We start from the raw sequence: 19,282 nt of genomic DNA on the forward strand, positions 1-19,282 counted from the left end.
TAAAAATTTCCAAAACTTGGTTAAAACAAGCAATTGCTAATTCTATTTTTTCCTCTCTATCTTCTCTAAAAATCTCCAGATAAGCAAGTCCCAGATGATTTTGTACATTAGTCCATTCTTTAGGAAAGTCTGTCTGTGTAAAAACTTTCAAAGCCTGTTGATAACAGTTTATAGCCAATTCTATATTTTCTTCTCTATCACCTTTAATGCGATAGCGATAAGCATTTCCTAAATTTTCTTGAGTTTCAGCCCACTGCTTAGGAAAAGATGTTAGTGTTGAAACTTCTAAAACTTCTTGGCACGTATTTACAGCTAACTCCAGATTTTCAGACTTATTTTCTTTAAGTCTTTCACGGTAAGCAAGTGCAAGATTATTTTTAGTCATAACCCAATCTATAAAAAATGTGTCTTTATCCCGCACTTCTAAAGCTAAGTTTAAAGCAGTAATAGCCAGTTCCAGATTTTCTGCTTTATTCTCTTTTATCCGCTTGATATATGCACATCCTAGATTGTTTTGGGTTTTCGCCCATTCGTCGGGTAAATTGTCTTTCTGAGTAACTTGTAAACAACTTTGCAAAATAGCAATAGCCAATTCCAAATTTTCCGCTTTATCTCCTCGTATACGATCTAGATAAGTTGCTGCTAAGTTGTTTTGATTTATCAACCATTCTTGCAGAAAAATTTCAGGATTAAAAATATTTTGGGCTACTTCATATCCAGCAATAGCGATTTCTATATTTATTTCTGGATTTCCTGAAGTAAATGCAGCAATTCGATTACTAACAATACTAATATCTACTGCAAATATTTCTGGTGGAATTATTTTTTCTTCTATAATTGCGTTAGCCCACACTTTTATAAAAGCAGCTAATTTATCATTGAGTTTCTCTATATTTATTTTAAGAATCGAGTAAACTAAGGAGGGATTTTTTTCTTCATTATGAATTGCTTCTAATAACATTCCCATTAGTCCATTATGGGTTGTTGCTAATGAAGCTTGACCTATTAAACCATAAATTGTATCAGCAAGATTAAACAAAAAAAGTGCATTTTCTTCTTCTCCATCTGCTCCCATACCAGCAGCGACTTGTTTAAGAGTTTCAGCAAAATTTATATCTCTCAGATATTGGTGTTCTGCTACAGTTATTGGTTCTGAAGAATTAAGAAATTTATTAATTAAATCAAAATAAGCTTGTTTTCTTACTTCATCCATTTATGTCACCCTAATATATGGCTATTTTTTAACAAGTTTATTTACCCCAAAATCTCTGTCAACTTCTCTAACAAATCTTCCGCCAAATCTAACAAATCAGTTTCATCAATCCCTTCATCACTAGAATTGCGATTACTTCCTGCAACCGCAACACCATTAACTAACAAATCCTTAGCAGCAAAAATTCTCTGATTCTCTGTTAATTGACTCAAACAATATTCTAAACCTTCAATAATTTCTGAAACAGATTTATTCTGTAACTTTTCCCGTACCTTTACCGCAACCGCATCATCACTTTCTAAAAAAGTTGTCATCTTTTCTATATAAGTTGGTTCATCATTATCATCTCCCCAAGTATCTAACCAATCACCCTCAACATCATCACAATACAAATAGGCTGCATCTAGCCCATGTTTCATAATATCATGCTCTAATTGACGGGCTGCCTCTATATGTTGTAAAAAATTTTCTAATCTTTGTTGACGTTCAGTTAGTTTTTGGTTAACCATAATCACTCACCTCTTTTAAAAGAATTACTCTACAAAAACCATTAATTCAACTGATTTAAACTATAAATTCAATTTCTGATAAATGCCTATATTAAGATTATCACTCTTATCTATAGCTATATTAACTATCTGATTTATAAAATTACTTCTACCCGGATTATAACTTAAAAATAATCCTCTTTCTATTCCCCATAAAATTAGATTATTTTCCCAATCATCAGATTTTTTTTGTGAAAATTCTTGAGATTGGCTAGTAAGTTGAATACAAAGCGGGTTCTCGTGCGTGCTACTAACAATTATATCAGTTGCCATAGAAAAATCTACAATGTATCGCTGTAAAGTTTTACCACCATGCAGCCTAATAGAATTAGCGATGGAGTCAATTAACTTTCCATCTTCCTGACTGAAATCACCCGCCATTAATTTTTTTCTCCAAGTATAAAAGTTTTTATCATAATTACTTAACCATTTGGGGAATAATTCACTATACCAGTATTTTTCAGGAGGTGTCATGGCTTGATAAAAAGCTTGCTGTTCTTCTTCAGAAGCTAAACTTTTTATATCAAGATGAATTTCAGCATCCCGAATAAACTGTTGCAAAAATAACATTACAAATTTTTTAGAAATTAGTGTACCAGGTTTAAAATCTTTTATCCAGAGGTTAATCTGGTTTAATCTGATTGCTAGATTGGGATCTACGGTAGACGCTTCCTCAATAAGTGAATTGAGTTTTTCCTTAATCTTTAGTGATTGCAAAAAATATACCCCTGATAAATCGAGTTTATTTTAGGTATTTTACAATTATTTAATAACTTTATCAAGTTATTTAATCAAATTCCTAACTTATTTATATAAATTATTTTCCTGCATTTATTACCAGTTGCAAGAAAAATAATATTTCCCACAACTGGCATAACTTACCAATCCCTAACCTTATCTATGACTATCAAGTAAACTATGACGGGAAAAAATACCCTTCAATTTCAAATTAGTGAAGACATTTATAGAATTTACTAATTCTCTTTGTTCAGAACTTAAATTTAATGCTTCCAAAGCTTGATCAATATTATCACCATTGTGTAATTCGTGAGCAAGCAAATCACGTTGAGATAAATCTAAAATTGCCGCAATTTCTTTATTTCGCCGCTGACGAACAGCTTGTATTGCCTGATTTTCTTGGGGAGTAAAATCATATTCAGATAATCTGATATTATCGCTAATTTCTCCAGAGTTGGTGAAGAAGTGACTTGCCCAAGCACAAGGAACTTCCCAGGAGAAAAAGGTAATGGCAAAAATAAGAGCCAAAGTCAATAACCGTTGTGTTAATTTATTAATCATGTTGATTTTGATGTTAATAACAGCTTAAGTCAAATTCTAGCCGGGGAAAGAGTAGCCTAGACAATTTTCCTATTTCCGGGTGCGACCTGCGAAAGAGAAACAAGCATTAATCAGCACTTAGTTTAATAGAACAAATTTACTATTCGTTAAATGGCATAAATCCTGAGTTCAAGACAGTGACAAGGAAATCAGGCTGTTTCTATATTCGAGGTGAGCTAAAGTAGATAATGTTTTCTCTATGACTAAATTCAGAAATTGATCATCAAGATAATTATTTTGCCAATAGATTGTAAAAAAATGTAAAGCCTGTATATTTAGATTAGATAATACATATTTTTGTCAGTCCATCATAAATTAGAAGTTTCAAAATTAATATCATACACATAGAGTTTTAACTATTCATTCCTTCAACTTGTTATCAGCTATGTCATTACCTGAGCCTCAAACTGATGTTAAAGAAATTCCCCCGTCTCCCCCTAAATCCAATCGGTGGACGCGGTTGCTATTGGCCGCACTGTTATTAATTGGGGGTGTCAGCGGGATAGCATGGAAATTGCTACATCCTGAAAAACCAAGTCCAGCAGTAGCTAATGCTCCACCTCCAGGGGTTAAGGTGAAACTATCCCCAGTGCAAACAGGTACAGTCGAAGATAGTACGGAATATATAGCCCGTCTGGAATCTCGGCGTTCAGTCAATCTCCAACCGAGAATTCAAGGTCAGGTTTCGCAAATATTCGTGAAATCAGGAGATACAGTTTTCTCCGGGACTGCGATTCTGCAAATAGATTCTCGACAACAACAAGCCGCAGTTAGTAGTTTATCCGCTGCTGGTCAAGGTTCGCAAGCGCAACTAGAAAATGCTCGCGCTACTCTTAAATCTTTACAAGCAGAACGACTAGCAAATATTGCAAATGTGCGCTTAAGTCAACAAGAGTATAAGCGTTATTCTGAATTAGCTGCACAAGGGGCTGTATCTCGTCAGACTCAAGATTTATATGCTAACAAACTGGCGACAGCAAAAGCCCAACTAGGGGCGGTAGATTCCCGCATTCAAGCTCAAATAGCTACCATATCCCAGGTAGAAAAATCTTTACAACAAGCTGATGCCAATATTAGACAACAACAAATTCAACTGCAATATTATAAAATAACTGCTCCTTTTGCGGGAACTGTTGGTGATGTTCCCGTTAAAGTAGGGGATTTTGTGAATACTTCCACACCATTAGCAACTATTACCCAAAACCGACCTTTGGACGTTAAAATTCCGGTTCCATTGGAAAAAGGTACGCAATTACGTCTAGGATTACCAGTTGAATTAATTAATGCCCAAGGTAAAATCATTGGTAATAGTAGTATCTTCTTTATTTCTCCTAATATAACAAATAATTCTCAATCAATCTTAGTTAAAGCGCTTTATAACAATGATAATGGGCAACTACGAGCAGATCAATTAATTCGGGCTAAAGTGATTTGGAATCAACGTTCTGGAGTGCTAATTCCCACAACAGCAATATCTCGAATCGCTGGAGAAACCTTTGTATTTGTAGCCGAAACTGGAAAATATCCTCAAGGTGGTTCTCAATTAATAGCTAAACAAAAACAGGTGAAGTTAGGAAATATTAAGGGGAATGATTATCAAGTAATTGAGGGATTACAACGAGATGAAAAATTAATTGTTTCAGGAATACAAAATCTCCGAGACGGATTGCCAATAATTCCTGAAAATTAGGTGACAGTTGACAGGTGACAGTTAAGAGGGAATAGGAAGAATAACCAATTACCAATTACCAATTACCAATTACCAATTACCAATTACCAATCACCAATCACCAATTACCAATTACCAATTTATGTTTGTTAACTTCTTTATTAAGCGACCTGTATTTACTAGTGTCTGCGCTATTATCATTTTACTTGTTGGTGCAATCAGTATTCCCACATTGCCTACAGCCCAGTATCCAGAAATTAGTCCTACGCAGATTATCGTCTCTTCTAATTATGTTGGCGCTAGTGCGGAAATCGTTGAAAGTACCGTCACAACGATTTTAGAGCGGCAAATTAACGGTGTCGAAGGCATTAAATACATGACTTCGAGCAGTAGTAATGATGGTAGTAGTACCATTACTGTCACATTTGATGCTTCACGGGATAAAGATATTGCCGCCGTTGATGTGCAAAACCGCGTCACCTCGGCTGAACCCCAGTTACCAGAAGCGGTGAAGCAAACAGGAGTGACTGTGAGTAAACAGTCTAACAATATCCTGTTAGCGATCGGTTTGTACAGTGACAACAAAGCCTTAAATAATGTCTTTTTAAGTAATTATGCAGATTTATATTTAGTAGATGCCCTCAAACGCATTAAAGGTGTCAGTGAGGCGCGGATTTTTGGTGAACGTCGCTATGCAATGCGTCTATGGCTTGACCCCAATAAATTGGCTAGTCGGAATCTAACTACTGATGATGTTATTGATGCCCTGAATGAACAAAATTTACAGGTAGGTGCGGGACAAATTGGACAACAGCCAGCCGTTGATGGTCAAATGTATCAAATTGACTTGAGGGCAGTTAGTAGGCTGACGGAGGTTGAGGAATTTGAAAATGTGGTAATTAAAACTGCTGGTGACGGTAGTTTGATTAAGTTGAAAGATGTGGGAAGGGCGGAATTGGGAGCGCAAAACTATAGTTCATTTCTCCGGTTTAAGGGGAATGAAGGTGTAGGGATTGGGATATTTCCGACACCGGGAAGTAATGTTTTAAACGTTGCTAATTTGGTCAAAAAGGAAATGGTGCGATTATCCCAAAGCTTTCCGCCAGGGATGAAATATCAAGTGGCATTTGACACCACTACGATTGTAGAGGAATCTTTGGCAGAAGTGGTAAAAACTCTTCTAGAGGCGATCGCTCTGGTAATTCTCGTTATCTTTATTTTCCTACAAGATTGGCGCACCACATTAATTCCTGTGATCACCATTCCGCTCTCATTAGTGGGGACTTTCGCCTTTGTCAAAGCCTTTGGTTTTTCCATCAACACCTTAACCATGTTCGGTTTAACCCTCGCAACAGGAATGGTAGTTGATGACGCAATTATTGTCGTAGAAAACATCTCCCGCTTAATTCAAGAAGAAGGAATGACACCGCGACGAGCCGCTTCAGTCTCCATGCAAGAGCTATTTGGGGCTGTAATTGCTACTTCCCTAGTATTAATGGCGGTATTTGTCCCCGTCGCCTTTTTCCCCGGTGCAACTGGACAAATTTACAAACAATTTGCCCTGACAATTGCCTTTTCTATCGCCATTTCCACATTTTTGGCTCTCACCCTCACCCCTTCTCTTTCTGCCTTATTGTTGCGGCAAAGACCCGCACCTAGAGGGATTTTTGGTTGGGTATTCGGTCGGATCAACTGGTTTTTAGAAGCCATGGGTTGGGGATACGAGCGCTCTTTAAGATTTTTGACGAGAATAAAAGCGATTATTCTCCTGTTATTTATCGGTTCATTAGGTTTCACCGCTTGGCTGTACATGACCGTACCCACAGCATTTCTACCCGACGAAGACCAAGGTTATTTCATTACCATTATTCAAGGTCCAGAAGGTTCTTCACTCAAATACACCAGTAAAGTCATGAGTGAGGTAGAAGCAACAATCCTCAAATTACCAGAAGTTACAGGGACATTTGCGATCGGTGGTTTTGGTTTTAGTGGTAGCACGGCTAACAGCGGTGTAATTTTTACAACTCTCAAATCCTGGGACGAACGCAAACAACCAAATCAATCAATCCAAGCCATTATTGGTAATTTAAGAAAAAGCTTTTCAGGAATTACCGAAGCTAGAGTTTTCCCCGTTAACCCCCCCGCAATTCGCGGTTTAGGTAGTTTTAGTGGGTTCCAATTTCAATTACAAGACATAGCTGGCACTAACAGCTTAAATTCTATGCTGCAAACCGTTGGTAAGTTCATGATGCAGGGAAATCAAACCCCCGGACTGCAAGCCGTATTTAGCACCTTTACAGCCAATACACCGCAAATCCTAATTGAAGTTGACCGCAACAAAGCTAAATCTCTACAAGTTTCCATTGACGATATTTTTAAAACCCTGCAAACTTATTTGGGTTCAAGATATGTCAACGATTTTAATTTTCTTTCCCGCACATATCGAGTATATATCCAAGCAGATGCTCAGTTTCGTTCCAATCCTGATGATATTGGTTTATTAAATGTGCGTTCTGCAACTAATCAGATGATTCCTCTGAGTAGTTTGGTAAAATTAACTCCCACAACAGGAGCGCAAACTATTAATCATTACAACTTATTTCGTTCCATTGAAATTAACGGTTCTCCTACTCCTGGTACTAGTTCTGGACAAGCAACTTTAGCTATGGAACAACTAGCTAAAAAGATATTACCCACAAGCATGGGATATGAATGGTCAGGTATTGCTGCTCAGGAAAAAGAATCCGGTGGACAAGCACCAATCATTTTTGGTTTGGGATTACTTTTCGTCTTTTTAGTCTTAGCTGCTCAATATGAAAATTATGTTGACCCTTTGATTATTATGTTGTCAGTTCCCTTAGCTATTATGGGAGCTTTAGCATCACAATCATTACGGGGTTTAAATAATGATGTATTTTGCCAAGTTGGATTAGTCATGTTAATTGGTTTAGCCAGTAAAAACGCAATTTTAATTGTGGAATTTGCTAATCAATTGCGAGAAAGTCAAGGTTTATCAATTACCAAAGCAGCAGTAGAAGCAGCACAAGGTCGTTTACGTCCCATTCTCATGACTGCTTTTTCGACTTTGTTAGGAATTTTTCCCCTAGCAACTGCTACAGGTGCAGGTGCAGCAAGTCGCCAATCTTTGGGGACTGCGGTATTTGGGGGAATGTTTGTGGCGACTTTCTTGAGTTTGTTTATTGTGCCAATCCTTTATATTATCATTGGGACAATTCGCCAAAGTTTGCAACCTGTTCATCATTCTCCCCATTTAGAAATGCAAGAAGAAGATCATGTTTCATTAAGATAGTATTTCTAGTACCACCGTGAAGTAAAATTGTGTAGTTTGGGTTAAACAAAGTGAAACCCAACATTAGTTAAAAGGGAAAATAAAGCCAATTGTTTTAGCATTTAAGGAGACATATAATGAGAGACCAAACTCAATTAGTAGATGTTCAGCAATGGATTAAAACCCGTGCTTCTCTAGATGTCAACGAGTCGAATTTTTTGAGTTGGACAGGGAATATTTATAGTTTTATTCCTGGCGAAAAACGACAACTATTATTTAAAATTGTGGGAATGAGTGTGAGTAGGTGTATACCCACAGGTGAAGGTAGTTGGGATTTTACTTCTAGAGAATTAACCTATTACCTCAACCCAGAAACCAAAGAGATTTTACATAAATGGGAAAATCCTTGGACACAGGAAACAGTGACCGTTATGCACGTTGCCAATAGTCCTGTTCAGGGTCAATTTAAAGGTAAATTACCTGTGCAATTAGCGGGAGAAAAAACTAATTTTGTATTTGATATCTTTCCTAATTATACCAATCCTTTAGCCGAAAATCCTGAATTTGCTGATTATTGTCCAGGAGGAATTTATCAAGCAGCAGAATTATTTAAAATCTCTGTTCCTACAGCAGATTTAGAAAATTCACAATTAAATTCAGTTACACAATTAAGCATATCTTGGGATAGAATTGGTCAATGGTTGCCCTGGATGAAAATGGGTGAACATCCTGGTTATTTAATTTACAGTGCTACAGGTAAAAAAGTTAGTGGATTAACAGAATTACATCCAATTTTACAACAGGAAATTAACACTCGCGTTCCTTTATATAAAGCAGCACCAAAAAGTTATATTCAGGGGGAAGATATGACATCTTGGCTTTATTTTCAAAAGCATTTTTCCGCATATTTAGCTGGAGAAATATTCCCCATACCAGCACCAGAAGAAGTTTAATTGACAATTACAGAATTGCAGCAAATTGCAGATTAATAAGGTACAGGATCTAAATTGAAACCTATACATAAAGACAGTTTTATTCCTGACTCCTGCTGTAATTACAACTTTTGCATATTGTGACTAAGAGGATCAAAATTCCTCGGAAATTTGGTGCTTTCATCATAATATGCACGATTTAAATTCGCGCCATACAACTTGGTATAATGCAGCCTAGCACCTCGAAGATTTGCTTCAGTGAGATTAACACCGGATAAATTTGCTCTTGTCAAATTTGCCTTGGCTAAATTTGCTCTACTCAAATCTGCTCCCCAAAGTTTAGCTTTAGCTAAGTTAGCTTCACTTAAATCTGCTCCCCATAGATTAATCCCTGGTAAATAAGCATTAATTAGTTTAGCTTTGATGAGTTGGGCAGAAACAAAATATGTTTCACCCGCAAGATAACGCCGTTTTAGTTCCTCAGTTTCCATATCTAACCTACTTGAGCAACAAAACCTCTATCCTCAGAATACTGCTTAAATTATTTATTGGTGTTTTTTCAGCACAAAAATTTTTGCCGATACAAACTCTAAGTAGTATTATCGAACACTAGTAAATTAATACTATTTGTGGAAATGCATCTATTTGACACATAAAAAACGCCTGAGTTTTTAACTCAAGCGTTCCCCGTATAACTTTCTACCAATTCACTACTATTGTGACATTTGAAACCTGCGACTTAAATAACAGAAAGTATAAGCAACGCCAGGAAAATTGTAACAAATATAAAATGAAGTGGTATCACTCCTTGCATTCACTAAGGATATCTCTTTTAAAATCAAATGGCTAGTGTAGGGAGTGACACTTTCTGAACTGACACTAGTTAAAAATGAATCCTAGTAAATAGTAGTTAATCAAACACGGTCAAATAGTAAATATCGCAGGATTCCTGTATAAAGATGTCAGAGTTGCCATAATTATATTTAGACTAGAGTAAAAATTTCTTGACAATTGCACAAGCTAATAAGCTGTTAAATGACAGCAGCTTCTAGTATCCTAGTTTTTATGTAATCAGTATTTATTTTTGCTGCTACACTTACAATTATTGTTAATTTGTCTGTAATATGATTATCGAAGTCAAAGTTGCAGTTTTTGTAGAAATTGCATAATTAACTTGAAAATATTGATTTATTGTGGATTTTTTGAGCTAAAATAGAAATACTGGGATCATCTCTGGCAGTAATTTTTCTAAATTATACATCTACACAACTCCAGCGAAAATGTCTCAAGATCCTCAACAATCACCTCAAATCCAAGAAGTAATTGGACTAAAAGCACAACACTTTGCCGATTTAATCAGAACTGCACAATTAGTTTTTGATCCGACTGCGGGAGTTACTGGCAGAAATGTCAAAATTGATTGGGAAGATTTTGGTATTCCTCGGAATATAGAGGATAATCTCAGAATTATTGGTGAAGAGTTTCAATATGCTTCTCCCCATGTTCCTGTTGATGTCATCTGGGGTAAATTAACCACAGAAACTCGAATTTGGTTTCTAGAAAAGAAAGATCAATTGTGGCAATTTGAAGAATTCTTACCTGCGCTTGATGAAGATTAACTATTGCCAAAAATATTTTTTTCGAGTAGGATATATACATTTTGTATCCTACTTATTTACTAGAAAATAAAGTTGATGAAGATTATAAATTTCCAGTTTCTATTAGTTTCAGCTTCTTTGATATTGCCGATGATAACTCCGGCTTTCCATAAGTCTCATATAGCTTTGGCAGCAAGTACAACAAATTATGATAAACCAATTATTAATCAGCAAATAGTTATTAATAATAGTAAATTTGGCGTAAAGATAGTCAACCCAGAAGGGAAAGTCAATTTTTTTCCAACAACTACAGTTCCCTTAAAAGAAGGTGATGCTTATGGTTGGAGAATTACACTTGATAATTATCAAGGTAACATCAAAGGTAAAGTTAAATGGCGTGAAGTTTTAACTTTACCACAAGCCCCCGAAACTTGGACAACAGAAAATAATAAAAATTTCTCCATATCAAAAGATGGAAGAACAGCAACTTCTACCCGCACAGTAACACCTGTGAATGGTGTAATTGAAAATTTTTGGACTATTGCTGCTGGAGATCCTTTGGGTAAACATCAAATAGAAGTCTATATTGATGAACGTTTAATTGGTACTTTTGCCTTTGAAATAGTCCCATTCTAAAATGACAGTTTTGTGCTAAATGTAAACATAGCATCTTTTTTATAGACTAATTATGTCAATCTCATCTTCCATTTTTCTAGCTGGCGCTAGTCGCGGTGTTGGCCAAGAAATCGCTAAATATTTGATAGCACAACAAATTCAAGTTAAAGCCCTTTTAAGAACAGAAGCCGCTGCTGTGGAAGCAAAAGCAATGGGTGTTTATCCAGTTTTAGGAGATGCCTTAAATGTGGCTGATGTTGAAAAGGCAATTTTAGGAAACGAACCTATTCAAGCCGTTATCAGTACATTAGGTGGTTTACCTACAGATAATATCAAACCTGATTATATCGGTAATAAAAACCTCATTGATGCCGCAGTTAAGGTGGGAGTCAAAAAGTTTATTTTGGTGACTTCCATTGGTAGTGGTGATAGTGTGGTGGCTTTACCGCCCCAAGCTTTAGCAGCACTCAAACCAGTTTTAATTGAAAAAGAAAAAGCAGAACAATACTTAATTTCCAGTGGACTTAACTATACAATTATCCGTCCTGGTGGTTTAAAATCAGAACCAGCAACCAACAACGGAATTATCACCGAAAATTCTCAGATTGTGGGGACTATTCATCGTGCCGATGTTGCCCAATTAGTTTGTCGCTGTTTAAATTCTGATCATACTAATAATAAGATTTTCTCAGCCATAGATCGGAATATGGTATATCCAGGATTACCGGAATTTGTGGAATTTAATTTAGATTAGTTGTTGTTAATTTTGAGGACTAAAGTCCTCACTACTAATTCAATTTAAACAGAAAATACTACCCGAAAGCCACACATTCTTAAACCACCGTCTGCTTCATTCCAACTTCTACTAGCGCTGCGACAAAGTTCCGCGCTAAAATTCCATGCACCACCTCTTAAAACGCGACGATGTTTATCACCTCCATTTTCCCAGACACTACCATTTGTAGGTGCGCCATGATAGTTATTATGCCAAGGATCTGCACACCATTCCCAGACTAATCCGTGCATATCATATAAACCAAAAGCATTCGCAACTTCAAAATAACCCACATTAGTTGTTTCTTTACGAAATCTACTTTTTGGTTCTATAGAATAGGTATCGCTACCGCTACAGTTAATTAAATCAGAAGTAATTGTTTCTCCAAAATGAAAAGATGTGGTAGTTCCTGCCCGACAAGCATATTCCCATTCAGCTTCACTGGGTAAACGATATTCTCTCCCAGTTTTAATTGCTAATCTGGCACAAAATTCTACAGCTTCATACCAAGAAACATTTTCGACAGGCAAATTTGCACCTTTAAATTTTGATGGATTAGGGTGCAATTCTTGTTTAACTTGAGGTAAAGCTACTATGGTTCTCCACTGTAATTGAGTAATAGGATATTTCCCCATAAAAAAGGGTGGAACGATAACTTGATGTTGAGGACGTTCATCATCATCACTTTCACAACTCAAAGAACCCATGATAAAAGTTCCATTGGGAATTGATACCATTTCTAAGGTTGTATTCCTGCCTAGTTCTTCTTTGAAATATTTAGTATTCCGTCTATCACGGTTAACTTCTCTGCCAGAAGTGTCTACGGTAATGACATAAAAATCAAAGTTGTACAAAGGGGGTAAAGGAACGGTAATTTTTTTGGGAGGTTGAGGTATTAATGGTGGTTTAGGAAAGGCAGAAAATTTGATCGCTACGGGAGATTTAGGAAAGTTCAAATCATCTAAAACATCTAGTGCTGACTGATATCTATCACTAGCAAAATGTTGGAGTAATTTATCTAAGATTTGCTTTAATTCATCACTAATAGTAATGCCTTTAATGCGTAACCTTTCTTCCCATAACCATTTAGCATTCATGGCATCATAAAGATGATCTTGAAGTTGTCCATAATCATTTTGTAATGGTAAATCTTGAGTTAATAACCGTACACAAGTTACACCCAAGGCATATAAATCACTTGCTTGACAAGCAAACCCAGCCATTTGTTCTGTTGGGGCATAACCAAGGGTATAAATAGCTGTTGCTTGTCTAGCTATACTGGTTTGAGTAACTTGTTTTGCACCTCCAAAATCAATTAATACGGGTTTTTTATCAGTATCCCGACGCACAATATTTTCTGGCTTGATATCGCGGTGAATTACATTATGTTTATGAACAAAATCCAAAACTGGTAATAAGTCAGCTAAAAGTTGCCGAACTTGGGTTTCATCATAAGCTTGATTTTGTAGTTCTTCGAGAAGAGTTTTCCCAATAATAAATTCCTGGACTAAATACAAACTAGAACCTTGTTCAAAGTAAGCCAAAAGTCGGGGAATTTGGGCATGGTTTTCGCCCAAATCGTACAGTCTAAAGGCTTCTTCTTTGAAAAATTCCGCTGCTTTAGCACGTTGTCCAGTTCCTTGAACTTGAGGGAAAAATTGCTTAATGACGCAAGGTGCATTCAGTCTATCTACATCTTCAGCAGCGTAGGTTCTGCTAAATCCACCTTCACCTAATAACCTCAAAACCCGGTAACGGTTTCGCAGCATTTCCCCAAAGTTACTTTCTTGACAACTCAGGCAAGATTTAGAGGTTTTCGGGTTGAAGGGGTTGGAACAATTGGGATTTTGGCAAATTTGCATGAATGTTGAGAAAATAGCGTCTTGTCCAAATTCATCCCCAATCTTATTAAGTTGTCAAAATGAGATTTATTGCTGTTACGAAAAAAATTAGTCAAACTTTAAATTAGTTTGTGTGGGGAAAGTGAAAAAATTTAAGCATTGAAAGTTTAATTAATTCCAAATCTGACTCTATATACGCCTACAGATTCCCATTCTTAATTGTCAGAACTATAATGGATTTGATTTAAATCACAGTTCAGATGATGATTAAAAATCATCTTCATCACATAAAGCATAAAACTCATAGTTCAGATGATTTATTTATAAATAACATTATCAGTAAGAAAAATCTGTCATGTTTGTTGCACAGATTCTGGCTTTTTCCCTTCCTCTACGGACTCCGTACTGAGTAGCTGCCCGATAATTGCTACAAATATGTATCATTTCATAACTATTCTCACAACTTTCTCAAATTTTTGATTTACTTTAAATATAGATAGATAAAGCTATCCACAAGACAGGCACATCAAAAAATACTGATATTAAGGATGACTCGTAATTCATGAAGTAGCCAAGAAGCTAAAATCTGAGGGCAAATCAGAAGATTTAAAAGAGGCTTTAGGGTGAATTTGTATGATTGATTTAGCTTTTATTGAACAGTCTTATGTTGATGTTTCTGCCTCGGCTGTGTTAAAAGAAACTGGTTGGTCATCCGCTTTATTAAAACGTTTGATTAGTACAGGTGCAGCATCAATAAATTAGTCATTCAGGGCAGGGAAACCCCACCCCTACAATGTTTAAACTTGACAATTTAATTCGCCGGCTTTTTTGGTAAAACGGCGATTTTCTCGATAATCTACCCGACAATCTATGACTGCTGGTACATCTTGCGCGAGTGCTTCTTTAAGTAAGGGAACGAAATCCGCAACTGATTCGACGCGATAACCTTTTAATCCCATACTTTCGGCAAATTTGACGAAATCAGGATTACCAAAATGGACAAAAGATGAGTTACCTGGACCAAATTGATTTTCTTGTTTCCATTCAATTAAACCATAGCCACCGTCATTAAAAATCAGGGTAACAAATGGTGTTCCGACTCGCAAAGCTGTTTCTAATTCCTGACAATTCATCATAAAACCACCGTCACCAGTGGCAGCGACAACTTTACGATCTGGATGAACTAATTTTGCGGCTAATGCACCGGGAATAGCAATACCCATAGCGGCAAAACCATTGGAAATAATGCAAGTATTGGGACTATGACAATGATAATGTCTAGCAATCCACATTTTATGTGCGCCCACATCAGAAATGACAATATCATCTGGTCCCATAACTTGCCGCAAGTCATAAATTAATTTTTGCGGTTTAATGGGAAATTCATCATCTTTGGCATATTCTTCGTAATCAGCACGAATGTTAGCACGCAAGCCAATAGAATAGGGATTGGGTTTATTGTGTCTTTCTGCTAATTTCAATATTTCATTAAGAGAATCAGAAATATCACCAACTATTTCTACTTGGGGAATATAACTACTATCAATTTCCGAAGAAGTAGCCGCAATATGAATAATGGGAATTGTTCCTTCTGGATTCCATTTTTTAGGAGAAAATTCAATTAAATCATAGCCAATGGCTATGACTAAATCTGTATTATCAAAGCCGCAGGTAATGAAATCTCGTTGTTGTAATCCCACAGACCAAAGTGCTAAGGGATGAGTATAGGGAATGACTCCTTTACCCATAAAAGTATTGACAACAGGAATATTCATTTGCGTAGCAAATTGCGTGACAGCATCACTAGCTTTGGCGCGAATTGCCCCATTTCCGACTAAAATGATAGGATTAACGGCTTGGGAAATTGCCCCGGCGGCGGCGCGAATGCTGGCAAAGGAAGCATAGGTTTTTTCGCTATTATCCTTATTTAAAGGTTTGCCTTCTACGGGCATGGCCGCAATATTTTCTGGTAAATCAATGTGAACTGCACCAGGTTTTTCTGTTTGCGATCGCTTGAAGGCTTTTCTCACAACTTCGGGTGTAATACTCGGTCTCACAATCTGTTTATTCCACTTTGTTACCGGGGCAAACATTGCCACCAAATCTAAATATTGATGGGATTCAATGTGCATTCTATCTGTTCCCACCTGCCCAGTAATTGCCACTAATGGCGCACCATCTAAATTAGCATCTGCTACCCCAGTCATTAAATTAGTTGCCCCAGGTCCAAGGGTAGAAAGACATACTCCGGCTTTTCCTGTTAATCTCCCATAAACATCAGCCATGAAGGCTGCACCCTGTTCATGACGGGTAGTAATAAATTGAATTGATGAATTTTTTAAAGCTTCTAAAACGTGCAAATTTTCTTCACCAGGAAGTCCAAAAACATATTGTACTCCTTCATTTTCTAAACACTGTACTAACAATTCTGCGGTATTCATAATTTTGGTAATTGGTAATTGGTAATTGGTGATTGGTAATTTCCTTCTTTCTTACTCCTGACTCCTTACTTAACCCAAACAGTTTTCACATTCACAAATTCATGTAAACCTTGAATACTCAACTCCCTACCGTAACCAGAACGTTTAATGCCACCAAAAGGTAGACGGGGATCAGATTTAACCATGCTGTTAATAAATACTGCACCGGCTTCAATTTCTTGAATTAGGCGATTTTGTTCTTCTGTATTTGTTGTCCATGCACTCGCACCCAAACCAAAGGGACTATCATTAGCTAATTTAATTGCCGCTTCGATATCAGGAACTCGGAATAATAATGCCACCGGACCAAAAAATTCCTCTTGGGCAATTGGTGTATCTACAGGAATATCTATGATAATTGTGGGCGGATAAAAGTTCCCCAGCATTTCTGTTAAAGGATGTCCTCCTGTGAGGATTTTTCCACCACTTTTTACGGCATTTTTAACTTGTTCGTCTAATTCTTGGAGAATATCAGGAGTTGCCAATGGTCCTAAATCTGTATCTGCTGCCATTGGATTACCAATTTTCAAAGCTTGAAATTTTTCTAACAGCAGTTTTTCAAATGTATCAGCAATGGATTCAGCGATAATAAAGCGTTTCGCAGCAATACAAGATTGTCCATTATTTAACATTCTTGCTGTTACTGCGGTGCTAACTGCTGTTTCTAAATCGGCACTTTCTAAAACAATAAATGGGTCACTGCCCCCCAATTCTAAAACAGTTTTTTTAATTTGTTTTCCAGATGCAACCGCCAGAGATATACCTGCTGGTTCACTACCTGTTAAAGTAGCAGCTTTGACGCGATCATCAGCCATCAAATTGGCAACTTGCGCAGCGCGAATTAACAATGTTTGAAATACACCTTTGGGAAACCCGGAACGGTTGATAATATCTTCGATCGCCAGGGCGCACTGTGGCACGTTGGAGGCGTGTTTGAGTAGTCCTACGTTGCCCGCCATAAGTGCAGGTGCAGCAAACCGAAAAACCTGCCAAAATGGAAAATTCCAAGGCATGACGGCGAGAATTACCCCTAAAGGTTGATATTTTATAAAACTATGACTGGCATCGGTTTCAATGGGGACATCAGCGAGAAAATTGGGGGCATTTTCGGCGTAATAACGACAAACCAAGGTGCATTTTTCAACTTCTGCGATCGCCGCTTTTAATGGTTTACCCATCTCCAACGTCATCAATTTCCCTAAATCTGCCTTTTCTTGGTCTAAAATAGTTGCTGCTTGTTCTAACCAGTGCGATCGCTCTACAAAACTCGTCTGACGATATCCCGCAAAAGACTTTCCTGCTAAATCCAACTTGGTAATAATTTCTGTATCTTTCAGTGGCTCAAAAGTTTTGAGCGTTTCCCCAGTGGTGGGATTAATAGTAGCTATAGCCATAACCTGACCCCCCATTAAAAAATAGTTTGAGGTAGTTTACCAGTCTTACACACATTCCTTACAGAAGCTAACACGAAAATTGACTTGGAGAGAAAATAATGAAAATAATTTGTCATTAAGAGGATGTTTGAAAAGTTTTTAATGTATAAATAAACCCCTCTCCAAACCTCTCCAGTATTAAATGTTATTCCTTTTCCCTCTCCTCTTAGGAGAGGGTTAGGGAGAGGTGCGGGGAGAGGCTTTGAAACCCCCATTCCCTTGTAGGGAAGGGGGGAAGCTGACAGGTGTAGGTTTTTTACATTCTGGTGAGGGCAAGACTTGGGCGACAAGGTGGACAAGGTGACAAGGGAGGAAAACCCTACAGGATGATGTTTTTTGGCAACAATAACACACCGTTAAAAGACTATTGTGCGGATAAAATCTTCCTTGTCTACGTTCCCTCCAAGTCTTCCCAGTCTTGCCTTCACAGACAATATTAAAAACCTACCCTTGTGAGAAGGGGGGGTTAGGTTTCTGGAGATTATCGGTTTCATCTAATACTTTTCAAACACCCTCTTAAGCAGTGATTTTGGCTGGAAGAACAATGCTAATTTTGAAAATATCAATTGTACGGATACAAATTAGTAGTTAAAATGGTGGTAATTCTAAAGAGATATTACCCAGAAGTCCTTTGCGAAAATCGGTGATCATTTGTCTGGCGGCGCGTTCTACATCACCTTTATAACGATGTTCTGCTAAGACTTGTAAATAGTCTTCTCCCGTATAGATGATGGAATCTATCTCATACCGTGACAGTAATGGATGTGGTGGTAATGAATGAGAATGTGTTTCCTGAAGTTCGTTCAGTATATCTACAAATGCTGCGGCTATGAGTTGATTGTCATAAGCTGCTTCACCAATATCATCACAAATAGCTAATTTGATTGCTGCAGCTTGACTGTCCAGTCTGGCGGGAATGACACCAGGGGCATCTAATAATTGTAATTGTTCGGAAATTCTCACCCACCGTAGTTGTCTGGTAACACCGGGACGGGCGGCACTTTCTACGACTCGTTTTCCTATCAACCTGTTAATTAAGGCGGATTTACCGACATTGGGAAAACCAATGACGACAGCCCGGACGGGACGAGGCAACATTCCTCTATCCGTGCGGCGTTGGTTAAGTTCAATACCCGCTGCCTGGGCGGCTTTGGCTATGGCGGTGACACCTTGACCATGTTGGGCGTTGGTAAAATATGGAACTTCACCTTGATTTTTAAACCACTCTATCCAACGCGATCGCACTTGTGGCAAAATCATATCCACCCGGTTGAGTACCAATATCCTGGCTTTTGTTCCCACCCATTCATTCATTTGGGGATGATTTGTAGTTATAGGAATACGGGCATCTCTTACTTCTAAAACCACATCAACCCGTTTTAGCTGTTCTTTGAGATTTTTTTCAGCTTTGGCAATGTGTCCGGGATACCATTGAATCAGATTTAATTTGTAATTTTGTGTGATTGACATTTGTTGTTTGTTAGTTGTCAGTGGTCAGTTGTCATTAATTAGACCTCTTGTCTGTTCCCTGTTCCCTGTTCCCTGTTCCCT

General features: G+C 37.4%; 14 protein-coding genes and 2 pseudogenes. 7 read left to right on the forward strand and 9 right to left on the reverse strand.

Features of this window, described 5'->3' with window-relative positions:
• The 4 genes and pseudogenes from CA730_RS24790 to CA730_RS00435 all read right to left on the reverse strand — a co-directional run.
• A pseudogene (locus CA730_RS24790) lies at positions 1-1,213 on the reverse strand (CHAT domain-containing protein); the annotation flags it as partial.
• Between the two features lie 41 nt (positions 1,214-1,254).
• Entirely contained in the window at positions 1,255-1,722 is a 468-nt protein-coding gene (locus CA730_RS00425) for a hypothetical protein (protein ID WP_096662616.1), read from the reverse strand.
• Between the two features lie 60 nt (positions 1,723-1,782).
• Complete coding sequence (locus tag CA730_RS00430; RefSeq protein WP_096662618.1) at positions 1,783-2,478, reverse strand: hypothetical protein; 696 nt, start codon at positions 2,476-2,478, stop codon at positions 1,783-1,785.
• 177 nt (positions 2,479-2,655) lie between these two features.
• A complete protein-coding gene (locus CA730_RS00435; protein ID WP_096662619.1) occupies positions 2,656-3,060 on the reverse strand; it encodes a helix-turn-helix domain-containing protein in 405 nt (134 codons plus the stop codon).
• A 424-nt stretch (positions 3,061-3,484) separates the two neighbouring features.
• Here CA730_RS00435 and CA730_RS00440 point away from each other — a divergent pair, with 424 nt between their 5' ends.
• The 3 genes from CA730_RS00440 to CA730_RS00450 all read left to right on the forward strand — a co-directional run bounded on the left by CA730_RS00440 (position 3,485) and on the right by CA730_RS00450 (position 9,010).
• Entirely contained in the window at positions 3,485-4,789 is a 1,305-nt protein-coding gene (locus tag CA730_RS00440) for an efflux RND transporter periplasmic adaptor subunit (protein WP_096662621.1), read from the forward strand.
• A gap of 121 nt (positions 4,790-4,910) precedes the next feature.
• Positions 4,911-8,078: an efflux RND transporter permease subunit gene (locus CA730_RS00445; protein WP_096662623.1), complete on the forward strand. Its 3,168-nt coding sequence runs from the start codon at positions 4,911-4,913 to the stop codon at positions 8,076-8,078.
• A gap of 116 nt (positions 8,079-8,194) precedes the next feature.
• Positions 8,195-9,010, forward strand: a complete 816-nt coding sequence (locus tag CA730_RS00450) for a DUF1838 domain-containing protein (protein ID WP_096662625.1) — start codon at positions 8,195-8,197, stop codon at positions 9,008-9,010.
• Positions 9,011-9,111: 101 nt separating this feature from the next.
• Here the strand turns inward: CA730_RS00450 and CA730_RS00455 are convergent, their stop codons facing one another.
• On the reverse strand, positions 9,112-9,480 hold the full coding sequence (locus tag CA730_RS00455) for a pentapeptide repeat-containing protein (RefSeq protein WP_096662627.1): 369 nt from the start codon (positions 9,478-9,480) through the stop codon (positions 9,112-9,114).
• Positions 9,481-10,269: 789 nt separating this feature from the next.
• On the opposite strand from CA730_RS00455, the gene CA730_RS00460 reads away from it, so the two are divergent.
• The 3 genes from CA730_RS00460 (at position 10,270) to CA730_RS00470 (ending at position 11,956) form a co-directional block, all read left to right on the forward strand.
• Positions 10,270-10,608, forward strand: coding sequence for a hypothetical protein (locus CA730_RS00460; RefSeq protein WP_096662629.1), 339 nt, complete (start codon positions 10,270-10,272; stop codon positions 10,606-10,608).
• Between the two features lie 75 nt (positions 10,609-10,683).
• On the forward strand, positions 10,684-11,223 hold the full coding sequence (locus CA730_RS00465) for a hypothetical protein (RefSeq protein ID WP_096662631.1): 540 nt from the start codon (positions 10,684-10,686) through the stop codon (positions 11,221-11,223).
• A 52-nt stretch (positions 11,224-11,275) separates the two neighbouring features.
• Positions 11,276-11,956 carry an SDR family oxidoreductase gene (locus tag CA730_RS00470; protein WP_096662633.1) on the forward strand — a complete coding sequence of 227 codons (681 nt, stop codon included), beginning with the start codon at positions 11,276-11,278 and terminating at the stop codon, positions 11,954-11,956.
• Positions 11,957-12,000: 44 nt separating this feature from the next.
• On the opposite strand, the gene CA730_RS00475 is transcribed toward CA730_RS00470, so the two are convergent.
• Positions 12,001-13,839 carry a bifunctional serine/threonine-protein kinase/formylglycine-generating enzyme family protein gene (locus CA730_RS00475; protein WP_096662635.1) on the reverse strand — a complete coding sequence of 613 codons (1,839 nt, stop codon included), beginning with the start codon at positions 13,837-13,839 and terminating at the stop codon, positions 12,001-12,003.
• A 534-nt stretch (positions 13,840-14,373) separates the two neighbouring features.
• On the opposite strand from CA730_RS00475, the pseudogene CA730_RS00480 reads away from it, so the two are divergent.
• A pseudogene (locus CA730_RS00480) lies at positions 14,374-14,580 on the forward strand (protoglobin domain-containing protein); the annotation flags it as partial.
• A gap of 35 nt (positions 14,581-14,615) precedes the next feature.
• Here the strand turns inward: CA730_RS00480 and CA730_RS00485 are convergent.
• The 3 genes from CA730_RS00485 to ylqF form a co-directional block, all read right to left on the reverse strand.
• Positions 14,616-16,259 carry an acetolactate synthase large subunit gene (locus CA730_RS00485; protein ID WP_096662637.1) on the reverse strand — a complete coding sequence of 548 codons (1,644 nt, stop codon included), beginning with the start codon at positions 16,257-16,259 and terminating at the stop codon, positions 14,616-14,618.
• A gap of 65 nt (positions 16,260-16,324) precedes the next feature.
• Positions 16,325-17,692, reverse strand: coding sequence for an NAD-dependent succinate-semialdehyde dehydrogenase (locus tag CA730_RS00490; RefSeq protein ID WP_096671181.1), 1,368 nt, complete (start codon positions 17,690-17,692; stop codon positions 16,325-16,327).
• A gap of 627 nt (positions 17,693-18,319) precedes the next feature.
• The gene (gene ylqF, locus CA730_RS00500; RefSeq protein ID WP_096662641.1) at positions 18,320-19,201 is read right to left on the reverse strand and encodes a ribosome biogenesis GTPase YlqF; all 882 of its coding nucleotides are present in this window, start codon (positions 19,199-19,201) and stop codon (positions 18,320-18,322) included.
• Between the last annotated feature and the right edge of the window lie 81 nt (positions 19,202-19,282).

It is taken from the genome of Dolichospermum compactum NIES-806 (assembly GCF_002368115.1).
Lineage (GTDB): Bacteria > Cyanobacteriota > Cyanobacteriia > Cyanobacteriales > Nostocaceae > Dolichospermum > Dolichospermum compactum.